This is a genomic window from Streptomyces fradiae, assembly GCF_041270065.1.
GTDB lineage: Bacteria > Actinomycetota > Actinomycetes > Streptomycetales > Streptomycetaceae > Streptomyces.
This window is the reverse complement of record NZ_CP065958.1, coordinates 6,103,357-6,125,232: the sequence shown is the minus strand read 5'-3', so window position 1 is coordinate 6,125,232 and position 21,876 is coordinate 6,103,357. Positions and strand designations below refer to the sequence as shown.

Below are 21,876 nucleotides of genomic sequence, written 5' to 3'. Positions count from 1 at the left end.
GGTGACCTCGAACGGCCGCAGCACGACCTCGGATGGGTCGCCGTGGATGGTGCCGCATAAGCTCGGACGGACAGCATGGACCGGAGTGAAGCCGGGTAGATGGCCGCAGGCGCGGCCGGGAAAGTTGTGAGCAGGGTGTTTTCGCAGGTCAGCAAGACGATCAGGAGTGCGGGGTAAGGGGACGTGCACATCGTCATCATGGGCTGCGGGCGAGTGGGAGCCGCTCTCGCGCAGACCCTCGAGCAGCAGGGGCACACCGTCGCGGTCGTGGACCAGGACCCGACGGCGTTCCGCCGCCTGGGCTCGGGGTTCGGCGGCCGCCGGGTGACCGGCGTGGGCTTCGACCAGGACACGCTGCGCGAGGCGGGCATCGAGGAGGCCGGGGCCTTCGCCGCCGTCAGCAGCGGCGACAACTCGAACATCATCGCCGCGCGGGTCGCCCGCGAGATGTTCGGCATCGAGAACGTGGCCGCGCGGATCTACGACCCGCGGCGCGCCGAGGTCTACCAGCGCCTCGGCATCCCGACGGTCGCCACGGTCCGCTGGACCGCCGACCAGATGCTGCGCCGGCTGCTGCCCTCGGGCGCGGAGCCGCTGTGGCGTGACCCGAGCGGCGGCGTGCAGCTCGCCGAGGTGCACACCTCGCCTTCGTGGATCGGGCACAAGATCAGCCGGCTGCAGGACGAGACCGGCGTGCGCGTGGCCTTCCTCACCCGGCTGGGCGAAGCGATCATCCCGTCCTCACAGACGGTGCTGCAGGAGGGCGACCTCGTGCACGTGATGATGCGGACGGACGAGATCGCCAAGGTCGAGGCGGCCTTCGCCGAGGGTCCCGAGGAGGGCGGTCACTGATGCGTGTCGCTATTGCCGGCGCCGGCGCGGTGGGCCGTTCCATCGCGGGCGAGCTCCTGGAGAACGGCCACGAGGTCCTCCTCATCGACAAGGCCCCGACCGCCATCTCGGTGGAGCGGGTGCCGCAGGCGGAGTGGCTGCTCGCCGACGCCTGCGAGATCACCTCGCTGGACGAGGCGGCGCTGCAGCGCTGCAACGTCGTGATCGCGGCGACCGGCGACGACAAGGTGAACCTGGTCGTCTCGCTGCTCGCCAAGACCGAGTACGGCGTGCCGCGGGTGGTCGCCCGGGTCAACAACCCGAAGAACGAGTGGCTGTTCAACGAGGCGTGGGGCGTGGACGTCGCCGTCTCGACGCCGCGTCTGATGTCGGCCCTGGTCGAGGAGGCGGTGAGCGTCGGCGACCTGGTCCGGCTGCTGCGCTTCAGCCACGGCGACGCCAACCTGGTCGAGCTGACCCTGCCGCCGGAGTCGGCGATCGCGGGGACCCAGGTCGGCGAGGTGGCCTGGCCGCAGGACACCTCCCTGGTCACCATCATCCGCGGCTCCCGGGTGCTCACCCCGAGCCCGGAGGAGACCCTGGAGGCGGGCGACGAGCTGCTGTTCGTGGCCACCCAGGCCCGCGAGGAGCAGCTGGAGGAGCTGCTCTCGGTCCGCCGCGAGGGCGGCGCGTAACCGCTGACCTTACGGCGAGGGGCCCGGGACCTGTGACAGGTCCCGGGCCCCTTCCCGTACGTCTGTAGGTCTGTACGTCTGCGGGCTAGCCGTCCGTACGGCCCGGAGCCGTGGCCTTGCGGGCCTGCTCGGCTTCCTTCTCGGCCTGCTCCTCGGCCTCCATCTCCGCGAACACGTCGATCGGCGGCGGCGCCTTCGCGAGGAAGACCCAGGTCAGATAGACCGCGAGCAGGAACGGCGGGATCTTCAGGGCGACCAGGACCCAGCCGAGCTGGGTGGTGTCGGCCCACCAGTAGAGCGGGAAGAGGATCGCGCACTTGGCGAGCAGGATCAGGCCCCAGGCCCAGCTGGCCTTCGCGTACGCCTTCTTGCGGCCCGGGTTGCGGGTGCGCCAGGAGAGGTTCTCCTTGAAGACCGGGCCGAGGATCAGACCGATCAGCGGCACGCCGGCCAGCGTCGTGATGATGTACGCCAGGGCCAGGCCGAGGGTGTAGATCATGCCCGGCAGATAGAAGTCCTTGGCGTTGCCGGTCATCATCGCGAAGACGACACCGAAGGCGACGCCGAAGACGCCGCTGAAGGCGTGCTTGACGGTGTCGCGGCGGATCAGGCGCACGGCCACGAGGACCAGCGAGACGCCGAGCGCGGCGATCGCCGAGAAGTGCAGGTTCTTGTTGATCGTGTAGATCGTGACGAAGAGCAGCCCGGGCAGGACCGTCTCCACCATGCCGCGCACGCCGCCGAAGGCCTCGAAGAGGGCGGCCTCGGTCACCGCCTTGTCGGCCTGGCCGGCCGGGGCGTCCCTGTCGGTGGTCGGCTTGTCGACTGACGTCACCGGCTACTCCTGTCCGAGCGGTCGGAGCTCGTATTTGGGGTTGAAGAGGACCCGCCGGCCGTGGCTCATGGAGATGCGACCGGAGGCGATCAGCTTGCGGCCCGGCTCGATGCCCACGATGGAGCGGCGGCCCAGCCAGACCACGTCCAGCGGGGCGGTGCCGTCGAAGAGCTCGGCCTCCAGCGCGGGCACACCCGCACGGGGGCGCAGGGTGACCGTCCGCAACGTACCAGTCACCTTGACTATCTCGCGGTCGTGGCAGTCGGAGATCCGGGTGCACCCCGAGGCCGCGGAGTCCTCCTGGAGCTCGACCGACTCCAGCTCCTCCTGGGAGGTGGACAGCCTGTCGAGCATGCGGCGGAAGCGCCCGGCGGGCTTCTCTGTACGCGGTGCGGCACTCATACGTAAAAGCGTACCGGCCGCCGCCGACGGCCCGTCGGGCACCGAACCCCGAGCGCACCCGGACCGGACCCGGACCCGGCCCCGGAGACCGAACTCAGTGTTCGAAGCGGTAGCCCATGCCCGGCTCGGTGACGAAGTGGCGCGGGTGCGAGGGGTCCGGCTCCAGCTTGCGGCGCAGCTGGGCCATGTAGACCCGCAGATAGTTGGTCTCGGTGCCGTACGAGGGGCCCCAGACCTCCTGGAGCAACTGCTTCTGGCTCACCAGGCGGCCGCTGTTGCGGACCAGGACCTCCAGGAGGTGCCACTCGGTCGGGGTGAGCCGGACGTCCTTGCCGGCCCGGTGCACCTTCTTGGCGGCCAGGTCGACGGTGAAGCCGTCGGTCTCGACGACCACGTCGCCCTCCTCGCGGCCGACCGGCTCGGCGCGGCGGACGGCGGCGCGCAGCCGGGCGAGCAGCTCGTCCATGCCGAAGGGCTTGGTCACGTAGTCGTCGGCGCCGGCGTCGAGCGCCTCGACCTTCTCGTCGGAGGTCTGCCGGGCGGACAACACCAGGATCGGCACCCGGGTCCAGCCGCGCAGGCCCCTGATCACCTCGACGCCGTCCATGTCGGGCAGGCCGAGGTCGAGGACGACGACGTCGGGGTGGCGCTCGGCGGCGAGCTTGAGGGCGGTGGCGCCGTCGGGCGCCGCGTCGACCTCGTACTTCCGCGCCTTGAGGTTGATCACCAGGGCGCGGACGATCTGTGGCTCGTCGTCGACCACGAGGACCCGGGTCATGGAGGGTGGCCTTCCTGTCGGTTGTCGTGAGGGGGTGTTACGGGCCGGGGGCCGTGGCCCGGGTCGTCTACGTGAAGCTGTGGACGGACTCCGGGGCGGCGCCCGGGTCCGGGGGCGGCGCGGCGCCGCCGGCGGTGCGCAGGGTGAGCACCATGGTGAGACCGCCGCCGGGGGTGTCCTCGGCGGCGAGGGTGCCGCCCATGGCCTCGACGAAGCCGCGGGCGACGGCGAGGCCGAGGCCGACGCCGGAGCCGCGCGGGGCGTCGCCGAAGCGCTGGAACGGTTCGAAGATGCCGTCCTTGCCCTCGTCCGGGACACCGGGCCCGCGGTCGGTGACGCGCAGTTCGAGGCGTTCGCCGAGGACGCTGGCGGAGACGGCGACGGGGACGCCGTCGGGGCTGTACTTCACGGCGTTCTCGACGATGTTGGCGACCGCCCGCTCAAGCAGGCCGCGGTCGACGTCGACCATGGGGAGGGTCTCGGGGATGTCGAGTCCGACGCTGCCGTCGGGGACGCCGCCGAGGGCCATGGGGACGACCTCGTCGAGGTCGGTGGGGCGGATCAGCGGGGTGACGGTGCCGGTCTGCAGCCGGGACATGTCGAGGAGGTTCCCGACGAGGTGGTCGAGCCGGTCGGCGCCCTCCTCGATGCCTTCGAGGAGGAGCGCCTGGTCCTCCTCCGACCATTCGACGTCGGCGGAGCGGAGCGAGCTGACGGAGGCCTTGATGCCGGCGAGCGGGGTGCGCAGGTCGTGGCTGACGGCGGCGAGCAGCGAGGTGCGGATCTTGTTGCCCTCGGCGAGCTTGCGGGCTCCCTCGGCCTCGTCGACGAGCCGCTGGCGGTCGAGGACGACGGCGGCCTGGGCGGCGAAGGCGCCGAGCACCCGGCGGTCCTCGGCGGGCAGCACCCGCCCGTTGAGCGCGAGCGCCAGGTGGTCGCCGACGGGCATGTCGACGTCCGCGTCGTCGGGCCGGGCCACCGGGTGGGCGCCGACGCTCGCGGCGCAGGTCCAGGGCGCGAGGTCGTCGGTGCGCTCCAGGAGGGCGACGGACTCCATGGAGAAGGTCTCCCGGACCCGTTCGAGCAGGGCCTCCAGGCTGCTCTCGCCGCGCAGCACGCTGCCGGCCAGGTAGGACAGCACCTCCGACTCGGCGCGCAGCCGGGCGGCCTGCTGGGTGCGCCGGGCGGCCAGGTCGACGACGGAGGCCACGGACATGCCGACGCCGAAGAAGACGGCGATGGCCACGATGTTCAGCGGGTCGGCGATGGTCAGCCGGTGCAGCGGCGGGGTGAAGAACCAGTTGAGCAGCAGGGAGCCGAAGGCCGCCGAGGCCAGGGCCGGCAGGAAGCCGCCGAGGAGGGCGGAGGCGACGGTCAGGGTGAGGAAGAGCAGCATGTCGTTGGCGAGGCCGAGGTCCGCGTCGACATGGGTGAGCAGCAGGGTGAGCAGGGCGGGTCCGGCGACGCCGACCAGCCAGGCGCAGACGATCCGGCCCCGGCCGAGGCGCGCGCCGCGGGCGACGGGCAGGCCGCGGCCCTTGGCGGCCTCCTCGTGGGTGACGATGTGCACGTCCAGGTCGGGACCCGACTCGCGGGCCACGGTCTGGCCGACGCCCGGCCCGAACATGTACTGCCAGGTGCGGCGGCGGCTGGAGCCGAGCACGATCTGGGTGGCGTTGACGCCCCGGGCGAACTCCAGGAGGGCGTGCGGCACGTCGTCGCCGATCACATGGTGGAACGTTCCGCCGAGGTCCTCGACGAGCGTCCGCTGCACCGCGAGCTCCTTCGGCGAGGCGGCGGTGAGGCCGTCGCTGCGGGAGATGTAGACGGCGAGCACCTCGCCGCCGGCGCCCTTCTCGGCGAGCCGGGCGGCCCGCCGGATCAGGGTCCGGCCCTCGGGGCCGCCGGTGAGGCCGACGACGATCCGCTCCCGGGCCTGCCAGGTGGAGCGGATGTTGTGCTCGCCCCGGTACTGCCGCAGATACTCGTCGACCCGGTCGGCCGTCCACAGCAGCGCCAGCTCGCGCAGCGCCGTCAGGTTGCCCGGCCGGAAGTAGTTCGACAGGGCCGCGTCGACCTTGTCCGGCTGGTAGACGTTGCCGTGCGCCATCCGGCGCCGCAGGGCCTGCGGCGACATGTCGACCAGCTCGATCTGGTCGGCCCGGCGCACCACCTCGTCCGGCACGGTCTCCCGCTGCCGCACCCCCGTGATCGACTCGACCACGTCGCCCAGCGACTCCAGGTGCTGGATGTTCACCGTCGAGACCACGTCGATGCCGGCCGCGAGCAGCTCCTCGACGTCCTGCCAGCGCTTGGCGTTGCGCGAGCCCGGCACATTGGTGTGGGCGAGCTCGTCGACGAGGGCGACGGCCGGCCGCCGGGCGAGGACCGCGTCCACGTCCATCTCGGAGAACTCCCCGCCCCGGTACTCCAGGCGGCGCCGGGGTATCCCCTCCAGGCCGTGCAGCATCACCTCGGTGCGCGGCCGGTCGTGGTGCTCGACGAACGCGACGACCACGTCGGTGCCGCGCTCCCTGCGCCGGTGCGCCTCGGAGAGCATCGCGTACGTCTTCCCGACGCCCGGTGCCGCTCCCAGGTAGATCCGGAGTTTGCCGCGTCCCATGCCATGACCTTACGTCCAGCTAATCGGACATTCCGCACAGGTAGCGGCGCTCCGGGCCGTCTTGACGTGATTCTGATGCAGCCGGCCGGAGGCGGGAGCAGCGCACTCGTCAGTGCTCGATGATCTCGCCGTCGCGCAGCTCGAGCACCCGGTCCGCGAGGCCCAGGAGCTGGGTGTCATGGGTGGCGACCAGGGCGGTGCAGCCCTCGCTGCGCACCACGGCCCGCAGCAGCTCCATCACGGCCAGGCCGGTCTCGGCGTCCAGCTGTCCGGTGGGCTCGTCGGCGATCAGCAGCGCGGGCCGGTTGGCGAGGGCGCGGGCGATGGCGACCCGCTGCTGCTGGCCGCCGGAGAGCTCTCCGGGGCGCTGGGCGGTGTGATCGGCGAGTCCGACGAGCGAGAGCAGCAGGGCGACGCGCTCCTCGCGCTCCTTCGGGTCGGCCTTCCGCAGCCGCATCGGCACGCCGACGTTCTCCGCGGCGGTCAGGATCGGTATGAGGCCGAAGGACTGGAAGATGAATCCGATCCGGTCCCGGCGCAGTTCCAGCAGGCCCTCCTCGCCGAGATCGGCGAGGTCGGTGCCGTCGATGACGATGCGCCCCCGGTCGGCGGTGTCGAGGCCGCCCACCAGGTTGAGCAGGGTGGTCTTGCCGGAGCCGGAACGGCCCTTGAGGGCGACCAGCTCGCCGCGCGGGATGTCGAAGGAGACGCCGCGCAGGGCGTGGACGGCGGCGGCCCCCGTCCCGTACGACCGGTGCAGGTTCTCCACCCGGACCATCGGCGCCGCCGCCGGGTCGTCGAGGACGGCCGTGCCGGTCCGCGCGTTGCTCTCACTCACCGTGGTACCCCCCTGGTTCGAACGTGTGCTCCGCCAGTATGTGCCGCGGGTGGGGGCGGGACCAGGCCTGTGGAAAACCGGCTGTGGAAAACCCGGTGGGCCGCTCCCGCCCCACCCGTACCCGAGGTACGAGCGAGCGGGAGCGGCCCACCGGGCCTGCTCGACTCACCGGGCTCAGCGGATCTCGGAGATCTCCGGGCCGCGCTGCAGCTGTCCCATGCCGCCGGAGAAGCGGGAGCCGGACTGATCGTCCTGCTGCACGCCGTCCGGGACCATCTGGGCGTCGTTGGGCAGCTTGAGGACGATCGGGTCGCGCGGGGCCATCGGCCCTTCGCCGCGGACGACCACGGTGTCCCGGACGATCTGCTCCAGGAGGCCGGCCGCCTCCGGCTGCACGGCGCCCTGGCCGGAGATCACGCCGCGCAGGAACCAGCGCGGGCCGTCGACGCCGACGAAGCGCACCAGCTGGACGCCCCGGTTGCCGTCGGGCAGCTGCACCGGGACCTGGGCGCGCAGCTCCCAGCCCAGCGGGCCCTCGATCTCGTCGATGACACCGCCCTGCTGGGTGATGCCGTTGGCGATCTCCTCACGGACCTCGCCCCAGATGCCCTCCTTCTTGGGGGCGGCGAAGGCCTGGAGCTGCACCGCGCTGTCGCGCAGCACGACGGTGGCCGCGACGATCGCGTCGCCCGCCACCTCGACCCGGAGCTCCATGCCCTCGACACCGGGCACGAAGATGCCGCCGAGATCAACCCGGCCGTCCTCCGGCCGGCTGACCTCGGAGATGTCCCAGGGACCGTCGGGCCGGGGTGCCGGCGGAAGGTTCACCCGGCGCTGCCCTCCGGCGGCGTCGGTCGCGTCTTCGGTGTCCACCGCGTCGACGACCTGCTCGGCGGCGTCCTCGGCGGCACCGCTCTTCTTGCGACGTCCGAACACGTCACTGTCCTTCCCGGTCGGATACGACCGAAGCGTATCGATTCCCACCCGTAGTGCCGTCCACGGCGGCATGACCGCCGGTGGACCCGAAGCCCCCCTCGGCCCGCGCAGAGCCGGGAAGCTCCGCCACCTCGTGGAAGCGCACCTTCTCGACCTGCTGGACGACCAGCTGGGCGATCCGGTCGAAGCGCTCGAACCGCACGCTCTCGCGCGGGTCGAGATTGACCACGATCACCTTGATCTCTCCACGGTACCCGGCATCGACCGTCCCCGGGGCATTCACCAGGGCGACTCCGCAGCGGGCCGCGAGCCCGGAGCGCGGATGCACGAAGGCGGCGTAGCCGTCGGGCAGCGCGATGGACACCCCGGTGGGCAGCACGGCCCGCTCCCCCGGGGCGAGCACGGCGGCCTCGGTGGTCACCAGATCGGCGCCGGCGTCGCCGGGGTGGCCGTACGCGGGGATCGGCACCTCCGGGTCCACCCGGCGGATGAGTACGTCGACGGGATTGCGCATCAGGGGTTCACCTCGAAGGCGCGGGCGCGCCTGACCTGGTCGGGGTCGGACATGGCCGCCCGGATCTCCTCCGGGCGCCCGTTGTCGATGAAGTGGTCGACCTTGACCTCGATGAAGAGGGCGTCGGCGCGGACGGCGACGGGGCCCTCGGGCCCGCCGATCCGGCCGACGGCGGTCGAGTAGATCTTGCGGCCGTGCACGGCGGTGACCTCGGCCTGGAGGTGGAGCACGGTGCCGACCGGGACGGGCCGGGCGAAGTCGGTCTCCAGGCGCCCGGTCACGGCGATGACCCGCAGCAGCCAGTTCAGGGAGCCGAGGGTCTCGTCGAGCGCGGTGGCGAGCACGCCGCCGTGCGCGAGGCCGGGGGCGCCCTGGTGGTCGGGGGTCACGGTGAACTCCGCGGTGACCGTCACGCCCTCGCCCGCGCGTGCCTCCAGGTGGAGACCATGGGGCTGCCCGCCGCCGCACCCGAAGCAGTACTCGTAGTGCGCCCCGAGCGGCTCGCCGGGGGCGGGCGCGTCGGGGTGGCGTACCGGCGCTATGGCGTCGGCCGGCGGGGTGAGAGCGGCAGATGTTCCAGTCACAGGCGCAGACCTTACCCGCGCGGCCGGGCGCGGGTCGCGCCGTGCCAAGCTTGGGAACATGCAGCAGCCTTCCGCGCCCGCGACCGCCCCGAGCTTCGACGAACGTCTGACCGCACCCCGCTCCTGGTGGCTGATCGCGGCCCTGATCGGTCTGTCGGGCGCCCTGATCATGTTCCCGCTGGGGACGGTGCCGGCGCTCGGCGGTCTGCTCGCCGCGGGGGCGCTCGCCGCGGTGGGCGTCTCCTCCTACGGCTCGGCCCGGATCCGGGTGGTGGCCGGCTCGCTGGTCGCGGGGGACGCGCGGATTCCGGCGTCGGCGCTCGGGGCGCCCGAGGTGCTCGATGCCGAGGAGGCGCGCGCCTGGCGCACGCACAAGGCCGACCCGCGCGCGTTCATGGTGATGCGCAGCTATGTGGCGACGGCGGTACGGGTCGAGGTCACGGACCCGGAGGACCCGACGCCGTACGTCTATCTGTCCAGCCGTGAGCCGGAGGCGCTGGCGGCGGCCATCGAGGCGGCCCGCACCGAGGTCCGCTAGCCGGCGAAAGACCCGGGAGGGCCTCCAGGGGCCCTCAGGGCCCTCCAGAGGCTAGAAGTCGATCTCCTTGGGGTTCTCCGGCTGCTCCAGGGGCGGCAGGGCCGGGAGGGCGTCCCAGGGGATCTGGCGGGCGCGCAGGTCCTTGCGGACGTGCTCGGCGAGTTTCCTGGTGTCGCGCCGGTTCATCACGGCGCCGACGGCCGCGCCCACCATGAACGGGGTGAGGTTCGGCAGGTTGCGCATCATGCGCTTCATGATCTGCTGGCGCAGTTCGCGCTTCATCTGTCCGCCGAGCGCCGCGTTGACCGTGGTCGGCTTGGTGGGGTCGATGCCGCGCTCCTCGGTCCAGGCGGTGAGGTACGCGGTGGAGCGCTGGGGGAGCGTGCCCGGGGGCCGCAGGCCGTAGACCTCGTGCAGCTCGGCGACGAGCTTGAGCTCGATGGCGGCGACGCCGGTGATCTCCGCGGCCAGTTCGGCGGCCATCGCGGGCGGTACGGGCAGCATGGCGGCGGCGCCGATGCCGGCGCCGACGGTGGCGCTGGCCCTGGACGCGCCGGAGATGAGCTTGTCGGCGATCTGCTCGGGGCCGAGGCCGGGGAACTGCCGCCGGAGGGTCGCGAGGTCCCGTACGGGGACGCGCGGAGCGATCTCGATGACGCGGTCCGCGAGATAGCCGATGCCGGCCCTGGCGCCCTGACCGCCGCGCTTGACTCCGCGTCGTACGGCTTCGATGCGGGCGCTGTCGAGCCTGATGCGCTCGAGCTGGACGCGCGCGGGGTTGGCCACACGCCGCAGGACGCCGCGCTTCGCGGTGCCGTCGCGGGTGTCCGGGCTGGTGCCGGCGAGGCCGGTGAGGTCCGGGTGGGTGTCCGGGCCGAGGGTGGTGTCCGGGTCGAGCCGGTGACCGGCCCGGTGCGGCGCGTCGGATGCTTCGAGCGAGGCCGTGCGGCCTCGCCCGTCGTCACGTGCGCCAGGTGCGGGCAGGGGGGCGGAGTGCTCGGCGGAGGGAGCGTCCTTGACGCCCTCTGCCGGGCCCGAGCCGCCCTGGTACGCCTCCGGCCTCCCGGGGAGCCGGAGCCGTCGCTTCCGAGACGGTGTGTCGCCTGCCACGGTCACTCGATCTCAGTCGCAGTCGCGGCAGATCGGCTGACCGTTCTTCTCCCGGGCCAGCTGGCTCCGGTGGTGCACGAGGAAGCAGCTCATGCAGGTGAACTCGTCCGCCTGCTTGGGCAGGACCCGGACGGCCAGCTCCTCGTTCGAGAGGTCGGCGCCCGGGAGCTCCAGGCCCTCGGCGGCCTCGAACTCGTCGACGTCGACGGTCGAGGTCGACTTGTCGTTCCGGCGGGCCTTCAGTTCCTCAAGGCTGTCCGAGTCGACGTCGTCGTCGGTCTTGCGTGGGGTGTCGTAATCCGTTGCCATGTCAGCTCTCCCCCTCTGGGTGGTTTGCGGTGTCTCCAGCGCACGTAACGCGTGAGAGGCCGGACTTGTGCCCGACCTGAGGCGGAGATTTTGCCTCACATCAAGGTCTGTTACTCAATCGACACCCAATCCGCCCTCTCACGAGTGACCGGCTTTGGGTGGCGAAGCGGACCGTACACGGTCCTGCGGCCCTCCCTCACAGGTGCCACCCCGTGTACTTCCCGTCATTCGGACCCCCGGAAACCCGGACTTTTCCGGGTTTTCCGCGGGAATTCGCGATCACGGAGAGTGGAGGACCGGACACTCACCCCTGTGATCGATCACACAGAACGACCCGAGGAAAGAGAACCGGAAATTCAGCGCAAAGCGAACAAAACCGGTCGGCTTCGTGCAGTGTGTCAGATCGGCAGAGTGACACGCATCACGAGTCCGCCGCCCTCGCGCGGCTCGGCGATGATACGGCCGCCGTGCGCCCGCGCGACGGAGCGCGCGATCGACAGGCCGAGGCCGACTCCCTTGTCACTGCCCGTGCGCTCCTGCCGGAGGCGCCGGAATGGCTCGAAAAGATTGTCGATCTCGTATGCCGGGACGACCGGGCCCGTGTTCGACACCTCCAGGACCGCCTGACCGCCCTGCACGGAGGTGACGACCTCCACCCAGCCGTCCGCCGGCACGTTGTACCGCACGGCGTTCTGCACCAGGTTCAGGGCGATCCGCTCCAGGAGCACACCGTTGCCCTGGACCACGGCGGGGGCCCGCTCGCCGCGGAACTCCACTCCCTTGGCTTCGGCCTCCGAGCGCGCCTGGTCCATGGCCCGGGAGGCCACCTCGGCCAGGTCGACCGGTTTGCGCTCGACGATCGCGTTGTCGCTGCGGGCGAGCAGCAGCAGGCCCTCGACCAGCTGCTCGCTGCGCTCGTTGGTCGCGAGCAGGGTCTTGCCGAGCTGCTGGAGCTCCACCGGCGCCGCCGGGTCGGAGAGCGTGACCTCGAGGAGCGTGCGGTTGATCGCCAGCGGGGTGCGCAATTCGTGCGAGGCGTTGCCGACGAAGCGCTGCTGGGCGCTGAAGGCCCGCTCCAGGCGCTCCAGCATCTCGTCGAAGGTGTCGGCGAGCTCCTTCAGCTCGTCGTCCGGCCCGTCCAGCTCGATCCGGCGGGACAGGTCCGTGCCGGCCACCTGGCGGGCGGTCCTGGTGATCCGGCCCAGCGGGGAGAGCACCCGGCCCGCCATGGCGTAGCCGAAGGCGAAGGCGATGATGCTCAGGCCGAGCAGGGCGAACAGGGAGCGCCGCAGCAGGTCGTCCAGGGCGAGGTCGCTCTGGTGCCGCAGACACATCGAGACGGCGTTGTTGAGCTGCTCGCCGGTGAAGGGCTCGCCGGTGGACTTCTGGGGCAGCTCGCACCAGTCGGTGGTCGGCGTGACCGTGCCGCTGACCACCTTGAAGGGCAGGGTGGCGGTGGTGTCCCGGACCGCCTGCGCGGTGAAGAGGTAGATGATCGCCAGCAGGATGATGCCGGCGATCAGGAACATCCCGCCGTAGAGCAGCGTGAGCCTTATCCGGATGGTGGGGCGCAGCAGCGGGCGGACCGGGTCCCGGGGGTCCCAGTGCGGTTTCGGTGGCGCGTGGAGGATCGTGTTGTTCGGGGCCATCGGCTCAGATCCGGTATCCCGAGCCGGGGACGGTGACGATCACCGGGGGCTCGCCGAGCTTGCGGCGCAGGGTCATCACCGTGACGCGGACCACGTTGGTGAACGGGTCGGTGTTCTCGTCCCAGGCCTTCTCCAGGAGCTGCTCGGCCGAGACGACCGCGCCCTCGCTGCGCATCAGGACCTCCAGGACCGCGAACTCCTTCGGCGCGAGCTGGACCTCCTTGCCGTCGCGGAAGACCTCGCGGCGGTTCGGGTCGAGCTTGATGCCGGCCCGCTCCAGGACGGGCGGCAGCGGCACGCTCGTACGGCGCCCCAGGGCGCGCACACGGGCGGTGAGCTCGCTGAACGCGAAGGGCTTGGGGAGATAGTCGTCCGCGCCGAGCTCCAGGCCCTCGACGCGGTCGCTGACGTCGCCGGAGGCGGTCAGCATCAGCACCCGGGTGGGCATGCCCAGCTCGACGATCTTGCGGCAGACGTCGTCGCCGTGGACCAGGGGGAGGTCGCGGTCGAGCACCACGACGTCGTAGTCGTTGACACCGACGCGCTCCAGGGCGGCGGCCCCGTCGTACACGACGTCGACCGCCATGGCCTCCCGGCGCAGGCCGGTGGCCACCGCATCCGCGAGGAGCTGCTCGTCCTCGACGACGAGTACGCGCACGTCCGTAAGTCCTTTCCTGGGCGCCCTGGTCCCGCACGCGGACAAGGCGGTTCTGCGCACTGACTGTGCGTATCCATCCTGCCCCGAACGCCCGTAAACCGGCTGTAAGGCGCCCTGCGGGGCTCCGGCCCGACCGGTCGGCCGCCGGGGCGCACGAAGAATTCACCTGATTCGGCGGGCCAGTTGAGGTTTCCGTCCGCGAAGGGCTGGGGAGGACAGCTGCACACCCCGCGATCACGCCCTGTAGGTGGCCTGCCACCTACCGCTCTCTGTCCCCCAGAGGTGGCTGTGCGTGGTCCACCCACCCCCGGCACTCCCCGTGCCACCGACCCACGACGAGGGGGCGCACGATGGACGCTTTCACCGCAGGACTGCTGCACCGGATCAAGGCCACGCAGTCCGACCTCACGCGCGCTCGCGAGGCGGGCGACGACTTCCTCGCGGACGTCGAGCAGGCCGAGCTCGACGACCTGCACCGCTTGGCCGCCGAACACGGCGTGGAGATCGGCGCGGCCTGCGCCTGATCCCCGCGGATACGTCGGAGGGCCCCCGGAGCCATCGGTTCCGGGGGCCCTCCGACGTGTGTACGGCCGTCACTCAGTCGTGCCAGGCGCCTGCCCGCTCCAGGAACTCCTGCAGCGTGCCGAACAGCCCCTGCGGGGCCGCGAGGAGCAGCTCGCCCGACGGGCGCTCCCCGGCCCGGCCGCCGGTCAGGGCGCCCGCCTCGCGGGCGACGAGATCGCCGGCGGCCAGGTCCCAGGGGTTGAGGCCGCGCTCGTAGTACGCGTCGAGGCGGCCGGCCGCGAGGTCGCAGAGGTCGATGGCGGCGGAGCCGCCGCGGCGGATGTCGCGGACCTGCGGGAGGAGCTCGCGGGCCACGGCGGCCTGGTGGTCGCGGCGGGCCTGGACATAGCCGAAGCCGGTCGCGACCAGGGCCTGGCCGAGTTCGGGCGCGGGCCGGACGGCGAGACGCCGGTCGCCGAGCCAGGCGCCGCCGCCGAGGGTCGCGTGGAAGGTCTCGCCGCGCATCGGGACCTCGACGACGCCGACGACGGTCTCGCCGTCCCGCTCGGCGGCGATGGAGACACCCCAGGTCGGCAGGCCGTAGAGATAGTTCACGGTGCCGTCGAGCGGGTCGATGACCCAGCGCACCCCGCTGGTGCCGGGGGTGGCGGCGCCCTCCTCGCCGAGGAGGCCGTCGTGCGGGCGGTGCTCGGTGAGGAAGCCGGTGATGAGCTTCTCGGCGGCGATGTCCATCTCGGTGACCACGTCGACGGCGCTGGTCTTGGTCTGGGCGACCGCCAGGTCGTCGGGCCGCCCGTCGCGCAGCAGGGCGCCGGCCCGCCGGCCGGCCTCCAGGGCCAGCTCGTGCAGTTCGGTGAGCAGGGGGTCGGTCATGCCTCGGTCTCCTTCGGCGTCGGGGTCACGCGTACGGGCTGTCGGCGCCGGCGGCGGCCGGGCGCTCGGCCCGGCCGGGGCAGCAGCCGATCGGGCACAGGTCGTGGGAGGCGCCGAGCGCGCCCAGGGCGCAGCGCTCGACGCGCTGCCCGCGCTCGCCCGCGGCCCGCTCCAGGACCAGCTCGCGCACGGCCGCGGCGAACCGGGGGTCGGCGCCGACGGTGGCCGCGCGCCGGACCGGCAGCCCGAGCTCGGCGGCCTTGGCGGTGGCCTCGGTGTCGAGGTCGTACAGGACCTCCATGTGGTCCGAGACGAAGCCGATCGGCACCATCACGACGGCGGGGGCGCCGGCGCCGTGCAGCTCCTCCAGGTGGTCGCAGATGTCGGGTTCCAGCCACGGGATGTGCGGGGCGCCGCTGCGCGACTGGTAGACGAGCCGCCAGGGGTGCTCGACGCCGGTCTCCTCGCGGACCGCGTCGGCGATCAGCCGGGCCACGTCGAGGTGCTGCCGGACATAGGCGCCGCCCTCGCCGTGGCCGCCGACGGGGCCGGAGGTGTCGGCGGCGGAGTCGGGGATGGAGTGGGTGGTGAAGGCGAGGTGGGCGCCGGCCCGCACGGACTCGTCGAGCTCGGCGAGGGAGGCGAGCACGCCCTCGATCATGGGGCGGACGAAACCGGGGTGGTTGAAGTAGTGCCGGAGCTTGTCGACGCGGGGCAGCGGCAGGCCCTCCGCCTCCAGCTCGGCGAGCGAGTCCGCCAGGTTCTCCCGGTACTGCCGGCAGCCGGAGTAGGAGGCGTACGCGCTGGTGGCGAGGACGGCGATGTGGCGCCGTCCGTCGGTGATCATCTCGCGCAGGGTGTCGGTGAGGTACGGCGCCCAGTTCCGGTTGCCCCAGTAGACCGGCAGGTCGAGGCCGGACGCGGCGAAGTCCGCGCGCAGGGCGTCGAGCAGGGTGCGGTTCTGGCCGTTGATGGGGCTGACGCCGCCGAAGAGGAAGTAGTGCTGCCCCACTTCCTTGAGGCGTTCCTTGGGGATGCCGCGGCCGCGGGTCACGTTCTCCAGGAACGGGACCACGTCGTCGGGGCCTTCCGGACCACCGAAGGAGAGCAGCAGCAGGGCGTCGTACGGGGCGGGATCGAGCGCGTCGGACATGGCACCGATCCTGCCACCCGCCACTGACGGTCCGTGGTGCGGCCCGACGGGAAGACCGACCGGAAGCCCGACCGGAAAAGCGAGTGACCGGGCGACTTCAAAGCCGTAGGCTTTAGCTATTAATTGACACGTGTGCGCCCCGCCGTGCGGTCCCGCATGCCTGCCCGAGCCCGGAGATCCCCTTGCCCAGTCCCTATCGCGCGATCTTCGCGGCCCCCGGCAGTACGGCCTTCTCCGTCGCGGGCTTCATCGGCCGGATGCCGCTGTCCATGATGGGCATCGGCATCGTGACCATGATCTCGCAGGTCACCGGGCGGTACGGGCTCGCGGGCGCGCTGTCCGCGACGCTCGCGCTCTCGGCCGCCGCGCTCGGCCCGCGGATCTCCCGCCTGGTCGACCGGCACGGGCAGCGCGCGGTGCTGCGCCCGGCCACCCTGATCTCGCTGACCGCCGCCGCCGGGCTGCTGCTGTGCGTGAAGTTCGGCGCTCCGGACTGGACCCTGTTCGTCTTCACGGCCTTCGTCGGCACCGTGCCCAGCCTCGGCGCGATGACCCGCGCGCGGTGGGCGGCGCTCTACCACGGCGACGCCCAGCGGCTGCACACCGCGTACTCGTGGGAGTCGATCGTCGACGAGATCTGCTTCATCTTCGGACCGATCATCTCGATCGGCCTGTCGACCACCTGGTTCCCCGAGGCGGGTCCGCTGCTCGCCGGCGCCTTCCTCGCCGCCGGCGTCTTCTGGCTGACCTCGCAGCGCGCCACCGAGCCGGTCCCGCACCCGCGCGAGACCCACTCCGGCGGCTCGGCGCTGCGCTCCCCCGGCCTCCAGGTGCTCGCCCTGGCCTTCGTGGCCACCGGCGCCGTCTTCGGCTCGGTGGACGTGGTGACCGTCGCCTTCGCCGAGGAGCAGGGCCACAAGTCGGCCGCCAGCCTGGTGCTCGCGGTGTACGCGCTGGGCTCCTGTCTGGCCGGCCTGGTCTTCGGACTGCTCCGGGTCAAGGGCGACCCGGCGGTGCGCTGGCTCGTGGGCGTGGGCGCGATGGCCGTGAGTATGATCCCCCTCCTACTGGCCGGGAACCTGCCGTTGCTGGCCGTGGCGCTCTTTGTCGCGGGCCTCTCCATCGCACCGACGATGGTGACCACGATGGCCCTCGTCGAAGCGCACGTACCGCGCACCAAGCTGACCGAGGGCATGACCTGGACGGGAACCGGGCTCGCGATCGGTGTGGCGCTGGGCTCCTCGGCCGCCGGCTGGGTGGTCGACGCGTCGGGGGCGGAGTCGGGGTACGTGGTGCCCGTCCTGTCGGGTGCGCTCGCGGTCGCCGTGGCGCTCCTGGGCCACCGCCGGCTGCGCAGGCCGGCGCCGACGCGGGAGGGGCAGCTTGACCAGGTCGACGACGCAGCCGGGGCGGAGCACCAGGGCGGCGGGCAGCACGTGGCGTAACTGGGCGGGAAACGTCACCTCCCGCCCCGTGCGGGAGGTGAGCCCGGCCTCGGCCGAGGAGCTCGCCGACGCCGTGCGCAGGGCGGCCGAGGACGGCCTGCGGGTGAAGACGGTCGGCACCGGCCACTCCTTCACCTCCATCGCCGCCACCGACGGGGTGCTGGTGCGCCCGCACCTGCTCAGCGGCATCCGCCGGATCGACCGCGAGGCGATGACCGTGACCGTGGAGTCCGGCACCCCGCTGAAGCGGCTCAACACGGCGCTCGCGCGCGAGGGCCTGTCGCTCACGAACATGGGCGACATCATGGAGCAGACGGTGGCCGGCGCCACCTCGACCGGCACCCACGGCACCGGGCGGGACTCCGCCTCGATCGCCGCGCAGATCCGCGCGATGGAACTGGTCACCGCCGACGGCACCCTGATGACCTGCTCGGCCACCGAGAACCCCGAGGTCTTCGCCGCCGCCCGGATCGGTCTCGGCGCGCTCGGCGTGGTCACCGCCCTCACCTTCGCCGTGGAGCCGGTCTTCCTGCTGACCGCGCGCGAGGAGCCGATGTCCTTCGACCGGGTCACCTCGGAGTTCCACCAGCTGCACGCGGAGAACGAGCACTTCGAGTTCTACTGGTTCCCGCACACCGACAACTGCAACACCAAGCGCAACAACCGCAGCGCGGGCCCCGCCGCTCCGGTGGGCCGGGTGAGCGGCTGGGTCGAGGACGAGCTGCTCTCCAACGGGGTCTTCCAGCTGGCCTGTTCGCTGGGCCGGGCCGTGCCGCCGGTCATCCCGGCGCTCGCCAAGGTCTCCAGCCGGGCGCTGTCCGCCCGTACGTACACGGACATCCCGTACAAGGTCTACACCTCGCCGCGCCGGGTGCGCTTCCTGGAGATGGAGTACGCGCTGCCGCGTGAGGCGGCCGTGTCGGCGCTGCGCGAGCTGAAGGCGATGATCGAGCGCTCGCCGCTGAAGGTGAGCTTCCCGGTCGAGGTGCGGACGGCGCCCGCCGACGACATCGCGCTGTCCACGGCCTCGGACCGGGAGTCCGCGTACATCGCCGTGCACCTCTACAAGGGCACGCCCCACCGCGCCTACTTCACCGCGGTGGAGCGGATCATGACCGGGCACGGCGGGCGCCCGCACTGGGGCAAGGTGCACACCCGGGACGCCGCCTACTTCGAGAAGGCCTATCCGCGCTTCGGCGAGTTCACGGCGCTGCGCGACCGGCTCGACCCGGACCGGCGCTTCGGCAACGACTATCTGCGCCGGGTGCTCGGCGACTGACGGTCACTCGGCGGCCGTCGCCGGCGGGCTCGCGGGCGCGGTGCTCGGCGGCGGGGTGGTCGGCGGCGGAGTGGTCGTGGGCCCGTCGGTGGGTTCCACGGAGCCGGACGGCGTCGGAGTCGGGCCGGCGGTCGGCGTGCCGGTCGGATCGGGCGTCGCCGTACCGGTCCCGCCACCGCCTGACGCACCGTCCGGGGTCGGCGTCCCGGCACCACCGCCCTCCCGCCGGGGCGTCGGGGACGGCGAGTCCTCCCCCTTGCCGCCGTCGTCGGCCCGGTCGCCGCCCCGCACCGCCGAGCCGAAGGTCGTGGTGCCCTTGGTGCCGCCGAGGTCCTGACCGGAGGTCAGCTCGTACGCGGTGATGCCGCCCATCGCGAGCAGGAAGACCGCGGCGGCGGCGAGCGCGGGGCGGCGCCGGCCGCGCATCCGGGTGCCGTGGACGGTGGGCTCGCCGAACTCCCCCGGTCCCTGGGGCCGCTGGGGCTGCGGGGACCGCTGGGGCTCCTTGGGCTGCTTCGCCGGGGCGGCGGCCTCGCGCACCTGCTCGCCGGTGCGCTTGAAGAGGTGCTGGAGGAGCGGGCCGCCGCAGGTGGCGATGACACTGATCACACCCGCGCCGAGGATGGTGCCGTAGACACCGAGCGTGGAGGCGAGTTTGGCGGCGAGCACGGCCGCGAGCGCGCTGCCCGCGACCTGAGGAAGGCTCAGGTCGAACCGTTTCTTCTTCTCTTCGGGCATGTCCGTCCCAGCTCGTTCATTCGTTCCCGCGTGCACCCAGAAGGGACAAATGGGCGAAGGGATTAGTTCCGTTTCCGACACTTCTGTGAAGAGGGACACGCGGGGGCCGGGATCACGAAGACTCAACTCCGAAGCCGCCCGAGAAGTTGGGCGGCGCGCCGCTCCACCCGGATGGCCCGAATGGAGTACTGTGGCGAGCCCTGGGTCCGGATTCCCTCACGGGTGTCCGGAATCGACGGAAGGGGGCCGAAGGTGGCACTCGAACCGGCGGCGCCACGGCAGCACCGCACGGGCACCGCGACACAGCGTGACCGCCAGTCACTCTGCGTCGCATTCAGGTAACCGTGCCATAACGGCGTTCCAGGGTCCATGCCCGACACGCCGGGCAACTCGGCAGGGTTGTGGCAGGCTGCACCCGGGCAGGCCACACTCGACTAGCGGAAGCAGCGACGCACGTGACGTCGGCAGGCACCACCCGGGAGGTTCCCATGCCCGAACTGCGTGTCGTGGCCGTCTCGAACGACGGCACACGACTGGTGCTGAAGGCTGCTGACAACACGGAGTACACACTTCCGATCGACGAGCGGCTGCGTGCCGCGGTCCGCAACGACCGCGCCCGGCTCGGACAGATCGAGATCGAGGTCGAGAGCCACCTCCGCCCCCGCGACATCCAGGCCCGGATACGGGCCGGTGCCTCCGCCGAGGAGGTCGCGCAGCTCGCCGGCATCCCCGTCGACCGGGTGCGCCGCTTCGAGGGCCCCGTGCTGGCCGAGCGCGCCTTCATGGCGGAGCGGGCCCGCAAGACCCCCGTGCGCCGGCCCGGCGAGAACACCGGACCCCAGCTCGGCGAGGCGGTGCAGGAGCGGCTGCTGCTGCGCGGCGCCGAGAAGGACACCGTGCAGTGGGACTCGTGGCGCCGCGACGACGGCACCTGGGAGGTGCTGCTCGTCTACCGGGTCGCGGGCGAGGTGCACACGGCGAGCTGGACGTACGACCCGCCGCGGCGGCTCGTCCAGGCCGTGGACGACGAGGCGCGGGCGCTGATCGGCGAGACCGACGACACCCTCGCGGCCGTTCCGGAGCCGAGCTTCCCGTTCGTGCCGCGGATCGCCCGGCTGCCCCGGGACCGGCCGCTCGACCGTGCCCTCGACCGGCAGATCGACCGCGCGCCCGCCCCGGCTCCCGAGCCGGAGGAGGAGCGCGACTCGCTCACCAGCCTCCTGGAGGCGGTGCCGAGCTTCCGCGGCGACCTGGTGGTGCCCGAGCAGCCGGTCAGTGAGCCCTCCGACGAGGTCGAGGCCGAGGAGCCGCCCGCCCCGGCGGCCTCCGCGGGCGCCGGCTCCGCCTATGCGGACGTCCTGATGCCGCGGGCCGTCTCGGGCCACCGCGACCGGCTCATCGGCACCACCGACCGGCAGGCCGAGGCGGACGGCGTCCGCCCCGGCCGGCGTGCGGCGGTGCCCAGCTGGGACGAGATCGTCTTCGGCACCCGCCGCAAGAAGCAGTCGTCGGACTGACCCTGTTGTCGTACGGGGAAGGACCCGCGCCACGGTGATGGCGCGGGCCCTTCGTCGTACCGCCGCGGCTACTGCGGGTCCGGGCCCGTCGCCACCGGGCGGGCCGGGTCGCCGGACCACTCGGACCAGGAGCCCGCGTAGAGCGCGGCCTCGAAGCCCGCGAGCTCCAGGGCCAGCACTTCCTGGGCGGCGGAGACGCCGGAGCCGCAGTAGACGCCGATCTCACCCGCGGAGTCGGCGCCGAGCCCGGCGAACCGTGCCCTCAGGGCCTCGGCGGAGCGGAAGCGCCCGGTTCCGTCCACGTTCTCCATCGTGGGGGCCGAGACGGCACCCGGGATGTGGCCGCCGATCCGGTCGATCGGCTCCACGTCGCCCCGGTAGCGCTCGGCGGCGCGCGCGTCGAGCAGCAGACCCGAGCGGGCGAGCGAGGCGGCGCCGTCCGCGTCGAGCAGCCGGAGGCCGCCCGGGCGCGGCTCGAAGTCGCCCGGCGCGGGCGCGGGCACGTCCTTGGACAGCTCCCCCGTCCACGCGGCGATGCCGCCGTCGAGCACCCGGACGTTCGGGTGCCCGGCCCAGCGCAGCAGCCACCAGGCGCGGGCCGCGCCCCAGCCGAGCCCGCCGTCGTAGACCACGACCGGGGTGCCGGCCGACACTCCGGCCCGGCGCATCGTGGCGCCGAAGGCGGCCAGGTCCGGCAGCGGGTGCCGCCCGCCGGCCCCGGGCGGCCCCGCGAGTTCGGCGTCCAGGTCCACGTACACGGCACCGGGGATGTGCCCGGCCTCGTACTCCGGCCTTCCGGGCGGACCGCCGACGGCCAGATAACGGACGTCCAGGAGGACCGGCGGCGTCGCCCCGGCCGATTCGCTGACGAGTTCGCTTGCGGAGATGATGGGCTTCATGGGAGCCATCCTCGCGCAGCCCGCCCCCTGACGGACGGCACCCGCCCGATTCGTCCGGGGCGCGCGGGCCGTCCCGCGGTGTCACCATCGGGTCGGGACGGCCGTCCGGTCCAGGTGTACGGCGGGCGGCGCGCGGGCAGGGACCCG

23 protein-coding genes are annotated in these 21,876 nt (G+C 72.6%); 7 read left to right on the top strand and 16 right to left on the bottom strand.

All coding sequences use genetic code 11. From position 1 onward, the window contains the following. Positions 1–183: 183 nt before the first annotated feature. Positions 184–852, top strand: coding sequence for a TrkA family potassium uptake protein (locus JAO84_RS27945; protein ID WP_265864955.1), 669 nt, complete (start codon positions 184–186; stop codon positions 850–852). Beyond that, positions 852–1,526, top strand: a complete 675-nt coding sequence (locus JAO84_RS27940) for a TrkA family potassium uptake protein (RefSeq protein WP_361580605.1) — start codon at positions 852–854, stop codon at positions 1,524–1,526. Before JAO84_RS27945 ends, JAO84_RS27940 begins: the two co-directional genes overlap by 1 nt. Positions 1,527–1,611: 85 nt before the next feature. Here the strand turns inward: JAO84_RS27940 and JAO84_RS27935 are convergent, their stop codons facing one another. From JAO84_RS27935 to JAO84_RS27900, 8 genes are all read right to left on the bottom strand, one after another. Further along, entirely contained in the window at positions 1,612–2,361 is a 750-nt protein-coding gene (locus tag JAO84_RS27935; RefSeq protein ID WP_370415287.1) for a DUF3159 domain-containing protein, read from the bottom strand. 3 nt (positions 2,362–2,364) lie between these two features. Further along, the gene (locus JAO84_RS27930; protein WP_265864952.1) at positions 2,365–2,763 is read right to left on the bottom strand and encodes an OB-fold nucleic acid binding domain-containing protein; all 399 of its coding nucleotides are present in this window, start codon (positions 2,761–2,763) and stop codon (positions 2,365–2,367) included. 94 nt (positions 2,764–2,857) lie between these two features. Beyond that, entirely contained in the window at positions 2,858–3,541 is a 684-nt protein-coding gene (locus JAO84_RS27925) for a response regulator (RefSeq protein WP_370415286.1), read from the bottom strand. 67 nt (positions 3,542–3,608) lie between these two features. Next, positions 3,609–6,164 (bottom strand): DUF4118 domain-containing protein, encoded by a 2,556-nt coding sequence (locus tag JAO84_RS27920; protein ID WP_370415285.1) that lies wholly within the window; start codon positions 6,162–6,164, stop codon positions 3,609–3,611. Positions 6,165–6,273: 109 nt separating this feature from the next. Continuing rightward, on the bottom strand, positions 6,274–6,942 hold the full coding sequence (locus JAO84_RS27915; protein WP_370416885.1) for an ABC transporter ATP-binding protein: 669 nt from the start codon (positions 6,940–6,942) through the stop codon (positions 6,274–6,276). A gap of 234 nt (positions 6,943–7,176) precedes the next feature. Then, on the bottom strand, positions 7,177–7,938 hold the full coding sequence (locus JAO84_RS27910; protein WP_265864949.1) for a DUF3710 domain-containing protein: 762 nt from the start codon (positions 7,936–7,938) through the stop codon (positions 7,177–7,179). Between the two features lies 1 nt (position 7,939). Continuing rightward, a complete protein-coding gene (gene dut / locus JAO84_RS27905; protein WP_017237679.1) occupies positions 7,940–8,452 on the bottom strand; it encodes a dUTP diphosphatase in 513 nt (170 codons plus the stop codon). After that, on the bottom strand, positions 8,452–9,036 hold the full coding sequence (locus tag JAO84_RS27900) for a PaaI family thioesterase (RefSeq protein WP_265864948.1): 585 nt from the start codon (positions 9,034–9,036) through the stop codon (positions 8,452–8,454). Before JAO84_RS27900 ends, dut begins: the two co-directional genes overlap by 1 nt. A 58-nt stretch (positions 9,037–9,094) precedes the next feature. On the opposite strand from JAO84_RS27900, the gene JAO84_RS27895 reads away from it, so the two are divergent. Beyond that, entirely contained in the window at positions 9,095–9,574 is a 480-nt protein-coding gene (locus JAO84_RS27895) for a DUF3093 domain-containing protein (RefSeq protein ID WP_370415284.1), read from the top strand. A gap of 51 nt (positions 9,575–9,625) precedes the next feature. Here the strand turns inward: JAO84_RS27895 and JAO84_RS27890 are convergent, their stop codons facing one another. The 4 genes from JAO84_RS27890 to JAO84_RS27875 form a co-directional block, all read right to left on the bottom strand. Next, positions 9,626–10,684 carry a hypothetical protein gene (locus tag JAO84_RS27890; protein ID WP_370415283.1) on the bottom strand — a complete coding sequence of 353 codons (1,059 nt, stop codon included), beginning with the start codon at positions 10,682–10,684 and terminating at the stop codon, positions 9,626–9,628. A gap of 12 nt (positions 10,685–10,696) precedes the next feature. Next, complete coding sequence (locus JAO84_RS27885) at positions 10,697–10,993, bottom strand: DUF4193 domain-containing protein (protein WP_003955561.1); 297 nt, start codon at positions 10,991–10,993, stop codon at positions 10,697–10,699. 398 nt (positions 10,994–11,391) lie between these two features. Next, on the bottom strand, positions 11,392–12,642 hold the full coding sequence (locus JAO84_RS27880; RefSeq protein ID WP_370415282.1) for a sensor histidine kinase: 1,251 nt from the start codon (positions 12,640–12,642) through the stop codon (positions 11,392–11,394). Between the two features lie 4 nt (positions 12,643–12,646). Next, positions 12,647–13,300 carry a response regulator transcription factor gene (locus JAO84_RS27875; protein ID WP_265864944.1) on the bottom strand — a complete coding sequence of 218 codons (654 nt, stop codon included), beginning with the start codon at positions 13,298–13,300 and terminating at the stop codon, positions 12,647–12,649. A 350-nt stretch (positions 13,301–13,650) separates the two neighbouring features. Between JAO84_RS27875 and JAO84_RS27870 the strand changes: the two genes are divergently transcribed. After that, positions 13,651–13,824, top strand: a complete 174-nt coding sequence (locus tag JAO84_RS27870) for a hypothetical protein (protein WP_265864943.1) — start codon at positions 13,651–13,653, stop codon at positions 13,822–13,824. Between the two features lie 73 nt (positions 13,825–13,897). Here JAO84_RS27870 and JAO84_RS27865 read toward each other — a convergent pair whose 3' ends face one another. Further along, positions 13,898–14,698, bottom strand: coding sequence for an inositol monophosphatase family protein (locus tag JAO84_RS27865; protein WP_370415281.1), 801 nt, complete (start codon positions 14,696–14,698; stop codon positions 13,898–13,900). 25 nt (positions 14,699–14,723) lie between these two features. After that, on the bottom strand, positions 14,724–15,851 hold the full coding sequence (locus JAO84_RS27860) for a ferrochelatase (RefSeq protein WP_370415280.1): 1,128 nt from the start codon (positions 15,849–15,851) through the stop codon (positions 14,724–14,726). Positions 15,852–16,033: 182 nt separating this feature from the next. On the opposite strand from JAO84_RS27860, the gene JAO84_RS27855 reads away from it, so the two are divergent. Both JAO84_RS27855 and JAO84_RS27850 read left to right on the top strand, forming a co-directional pair. Beyond that, a complete protein-coding gene (locus JAO84_RS27855; protein WP_370415279.1) occupies positions 16,034–17,296 on the top strand; it encodes an MFS transporter in 1,263 nt (420 codons plus the stop codon). Then, positions 17,235–18,575 (top strand): D-arabinono-1,4-lactone oxidase, encoded by a 1,341-nt coding sequence (locus JAO84_RS27850; RefSeq protein ID WP_370415278.1) that lies wholly within the window; start codon positions 17,235–17,237, stop codon positions 18,573–18,575. Before JAO84_RS27855 ends, JAO84_RS27850 begins: the two co-directional genes overlap by 62 nt. Positions 18,576–18,578: 3 nt before the next feature. On the opposite strand, the gene JAO84_RS27845 is transcribed toward JAO84_RS27850, so the two are convergent. Beyond that, on the bottom strand, positions 18,579–19,313 hold the full coding sequence (locus JAO84_RS27845; RefSeq protein ID WP_370415277.1) for a hypothetical protein: 735 nt from the start codon (positions 19,311–19,313) through the stop codon (positions 18,579–18,581). A 455-nt stretch (positions 19,314–19,768) separates the two neighbouring features. Between JAO84_RS27845 and sepH the strand changes: the two genes are divergently transcribed. After that, positions 19,769–20,830 (top strand): septation protein SepH, encoded by a 1,062-nt coding sequence (gene sepH / locus JAO84_RS27840; RefSeq protein WP_265864937.1) that lies wholly within the window; start codon positions 19,769–19,771, stop codon positions 20,828–20,830. Between the two features lie 68 nt (positions 20,831–20,898). Here the strand turns inward: sepH and JAO84_RS27835 are convergent, their stop codons facing one another. Then, positions 20,899–21,729, bottom strand: a complete 831-nt coding sequence (locus JAO84_RS27835; RefSeq protein WP_370415276.1) for a sulfurtransferase — start codon at positions 21,727–21,729, stop codon at positions 20,899–20,901. Between the last annotated feature and the right edge of the window lie 147 nt (positions 21,730–21,876).